The sequence below is a fragment of the Mycobacterium sp. pV006 genome, from assembly GCF_041287115.1.
Lineage (GTDB): Bacteria > Actinomycetota > Actinomycetes > Mycobacteriales > Mycobacteriaceae > Mycobacterium.
The window spans coordinates 1-1,730 of sequence record NZ_JBGGKT010000046.1 but is presented as its reverse complement, the minus strand read 5'-3'; the positions used below and the strand labels follow the sequence as shown (position 1 = coordinate 1,730).

The window sequence follows — 1,730 nt, the reverse complement described above, 5'->3', positions numbered from 1 at the left end:
TTGCCGCGCCTCTTTTTCCCGTTTAGGGGTGTGGTTTTTTTGATGCCAGTTTTGGTGTCTTTTGTTTGGTCAAATTTGTTCTGAACGTTTTTGTTTGGAGAGTTTGATCCTGGCTCAGGACGAACGCTGGCGGCGTGCTTAACACATGCAAGTCGAACGGAAAGGCCCTTCGGGGTACTCGAGTGGCGAACGGGTGAGTAACACGTGGGTGATCTGCCCTGCACTTTGGGATAAGCCTGGGAAACTGGGTCTAATACCGAATACACCCTGCTGGTCGCATGGCCTGGTGGGGGAAAGCTTTTGCGGTGTGGGATGGGCCCGCGGCCTATCAGCTTGTTGGTGGGGTGATGGCCTACCAAGGCGACGACGGGTAGCCGGCCTGAGAGGGTGACCGGCCACACTGGGACTGAGATACGGCCCAGACTCCTACGGGAGGCAGCAGTGGGGAATATTGCACAATGGGCGCAAGCCTGATGCAGCGACGCCGCGTGGGGGATGACGGCCTTCGGGTTGTAAACTCCTTTCGCCAGGGACGAAGCGCAAGTGACGGTACCTGGAGAAGAAGGACCGGCCAACTACGTGCCAGCAGCCGCGGTAATACGTAGGGTCCGAGCGTTGTCCGGAATTACTGGGCGTAAAGAGCTCGTAGGTGGTTTGTCGCGTTGTCCGTGAAAACTCACAACTCAATTGTGGGCGTGCGGGCGATACGGGCAGACTGGAGTACTGCAGGGGAGACTGGAATTCCTGGTGTAGCGGTGGAATGCGCAGATATCAGGAGGAACACCGGTGGCGAAGGCGGGTCTCTGGGCAGTAACTGACGCTGAGGAGCGAAAGCGTGGGGAGCGAACAGGATTAGATACCCTGGTAGTCCACGCCGTAAACGGTGGGTACTAGGTGTGGGTTTCCTTCCTTGGGATCCGTGCCGTAGCTAACGCATTAAGTACCCCGCCTGGGGAGTACGGCCGCAAGGCTAAAACTCAAAGGAATTGACGGGGGCCCGCACAAGCGGCGGAGCATGTGGATTAATTCGATGCAACGCGAAGAACCTTACCTGGGTTTGACATGCACAGGACGACTGCAGAGATGTGGTTTCCCTTGTGGCCTGTGTGCAGGTGGTGCATGGCTGTCGTCAGCTCGTGTCGTGAGATGTTGGGTTAAGTCCCGCAACGAGCGCAACCCTTGTCTCATGTTGCCAGCACGTTATGGTGGGGACTCGTGAGAGACTGCCGGGGTCAACTCGGAGGAAGGTGGGGATGACGTCAAGTCATCATGCCCCTTATGTCCAGGGCTTCACACATGCTACAATGGCCGGTACAAAGGGCTGCGATGCCGTGAGGTGGAGCGAATCCTTTCAAAGCCGGTCTCAGTTCGGATCGGGGTCTGCAACTCGACCCCGTGAAGTCGGAGTCGCTAGTAATCGCAGATCAGCAACGCTGCGGTGAATACGTTCCCGGGCCTTGTACACACCGCCCGTCACGTCATGAAAGTCGGTAACACCCGAAGCCGGTGGCCTAACCCCTTGTGGGAGGGAGCCGTCGAAGGTGGGATCGGCGATTGGGACGAAGTCGTAACAAGGTAGCCGTACCGGAAGGTGCGGCTGGATCACCTCCTTTCTAAGGAGCACCACGAAAAGGACTGAGGCACAAGGCCTTGTCCGAGCCGTGAGGAACCCTGTGGCTGTAGTGGCCGGGGTTTGGTGCAACAACAAACATGTCGTCTGGCGGGGAAAG

The 1,730-nt window shown here is 57.6% G+C and carries 1 rRNA gene; it reads left to right on the top strand.

The features are described 5' to 3' along the window. Nucleotides 1-91 precede the first annotated feature (91 nt). Nucleotides 92-1,613: ribosomal RNA gene (locus ACAG25_RS24715) — 16S ribosomal RNA — on the top strand. Nucleotides 1,614-1,730: the final 117 nt, after the last annotated feature.